This window comes from Paracoccus binzhouensis (assembly GCF_016446475.1).
In the GTDB taxonomy this organism is placed as follows: Bacteria; Pseudomonadota; Alphaproteobacteria; order Rhodobacterales; family Rhodobacteraceae; genus Paracoccus; species Paracoccus binzhouensis.
The window spans coordinates 1-1,926 of the sequence record NZ_JAEHFP010000227.1 but is presented as its reverse complement, the minus strand read 5'-3'; the positions used below and the strand labels follow the sequence as shown (position 1 = coordinate 1,926).

The following is a 1,926-nucleotide window of genomic DNA, read 5'->3' as shown; positions in this document are numbered from 1 at the left end:
GCCACCGGCGCGATGGCCGGGGCCTGGGCGGTGGCGGGCGCGATGGCCGGGACGGTGGCCGCGGGCTGCGCCCAGCCGGGCGCCAGCGGCAGGAGAAGGGCCGCGCCGGTCAGGGCGAGGCGCGAGAAAAGGCCCGGGCTCGGGCTTGTCGGGAACATGCTCGGATCCGCTCTGCTTGCCTGTCGTGCTTGTGGTTTTTCCGCAGCTTTGGCCAAATGCGGCGGCCAAGGCAAGCAAGCGGCGGTCAACTCGGCTTGAACGGCACCCTAGATCGTCGCGGTGAAGCGGTGGGTTTCCGGGAAGTAGCGCCGGGTCAGCGAGACCGGCATGTTGCCCAGCCAGTCCACCCGCTCGAGCAGCAGCACCGGATCGGCGGGGTCCAGTTCCAGAGCCAGCGACACGAAGTCCTCGCCGGCCCGCGACGCCGCCATGGCCATGCTGCCGCGGTTGATCGGCACATGGCCCAGCAGCCATTCGCAGGGGCTCATCTCCTCGAGCACCTCGCGCGTCAGGCCGGGGGTGGCGTAATTGTTGATCCAGCGCTCCTCGCAGCAATAGAGCGCGCCGTCGGCGCTGAAGCGGGCCTGGACGCGCAGCAGCACGTCCTCGGTGCGCAGCAGCATCGCCTGGGCCACGTCGGCCGGGGGAGAGCATTCCCGGCAATCCAGCAGGGCATAGCCATAGACCTTGCCCGAGGCCTCGATCTCGCGCCGCAGCAGGGTGCGCACCATCTGCACGCGCGGATGCTGCGCCACCCGGGTGCCGACCTTGCGCCGCCGTTCCAGCACGCCGCTTTGCGCCAGCGTCTGCAGCGCGCGGTTCACGGTGGCGCGGGCGCAGCCGAATTCGGTGGCCAGCTCGGCCTCGGTCGGGATCAGGCCGCCCTCGGGCCATTCGCCGTTCTGGATGCGGTTCAGAACCTCCTCCTGCACCGCCTGCCAGGTCATGTTCCTGCGCTTGCGCTCTTGTTCCTGCGCTGAAAGAGCCTGGGCCAGATGGCTGGGGAATCTGATCATTTCTATGGTTTATGGCTTTTATGACGGGTGTGGTTGAACTCGATACGCCCGGTCCGGCAGGCCCGGCTGAATGGCCCGAACGGCGCGCCGGCTGGCAGTACCGGGCGACCGGAAAACGCAAGTAAACACTTTGGTTCAGTTTTGATGGCAAATTTCACTGGGGGTCAAGCGCAATTCAGGCGATCGGCCAAGCTTCGCCCGGGTTGTTGACAATTCCCAGGCCCGGCATGACAAGGCGGGCAATCCACAAGAGGGTGAGCCCGTGTCGGAAGCTACGATGTTCCGCGGCCAAGGCAGCTCGGCCACGGCCTGGACGGTGCTGGTCGCGATCAGCCTGTGCCACATGATCAACGACATCATGCAGTCCATGCTGGCGGCGATCTATCCGCTGCTGCAACAGGAGTTCACCCTGTCCTATTGGCAGATCGGGCTGATGACCTTCGCCTTCCAGGTCACCGCCTCGCTGTTGCAGCCGGTGGTGGGCGCGGTCACCGACAAGCGGCCGATGCCGCGTTCGCTGGCGGTGGGCATGGGCGCGACCGTCTGCGGGGTGCTGCTGCTGGCACTGGCGCATGAATACTGGGTGCTGCTGGCCGGGGCCATGCTGATCGGCGTCGGCTCGGCGGTGTTCCACCCCGAAAGCTCGCGGGTGGCGCGAATCGCCTCGGGCGGGCGCTTCGGCACCGCGCAATCGCTGTTCCAGCTGGGCGGGAATTTCGGCCAGGCCATGGGGCCGCTGCTGGCCGCCTTCATCGTCGTGCCGCTGGGCCGGCCTTCGGTGGCGATCTTCTCGATCGCGGCCATGCTGGGCTCGGCGGTGCTGTGGCGGGTCGGCAGCTGGGCCGAGGGGCGGCGCCAGGCCGCCGGCGCCCGCGCCGCCGGGCCGCTGGCCTTCTCGCGCCGCCGGGTG

General features: G+C 68.5%; 2 protein-coding genes. One reads left to right on the top strand and one right to left on the bottom strand.

The genetic code is table 11. The annotated features are described in order from the left end of the window. Positions 1–266 precede the first annotated feature (266 nt). Entirely contained in the window at positions 267–1,016 is a 750-nt protein-coding gene (locus I9P22_RS24075; protein WP_199262743.1) for a GntR family transcriptional regulator, read from the bottom strand. A 277-nt stretch (positions 1,017–1,293) separates the two neighbouring features. Between I9P22_RS24075 and I9P22_RS24070 the strand changes: the two genes are divergently transcribed. After that, positions 1,294–1,926, top strand: a 633-nt coding sequence (locus I9P22_RS24070; protein WP_199262741.1) for an MFS transporter, incomplete at its 3' end; no start/stop codon positions are given.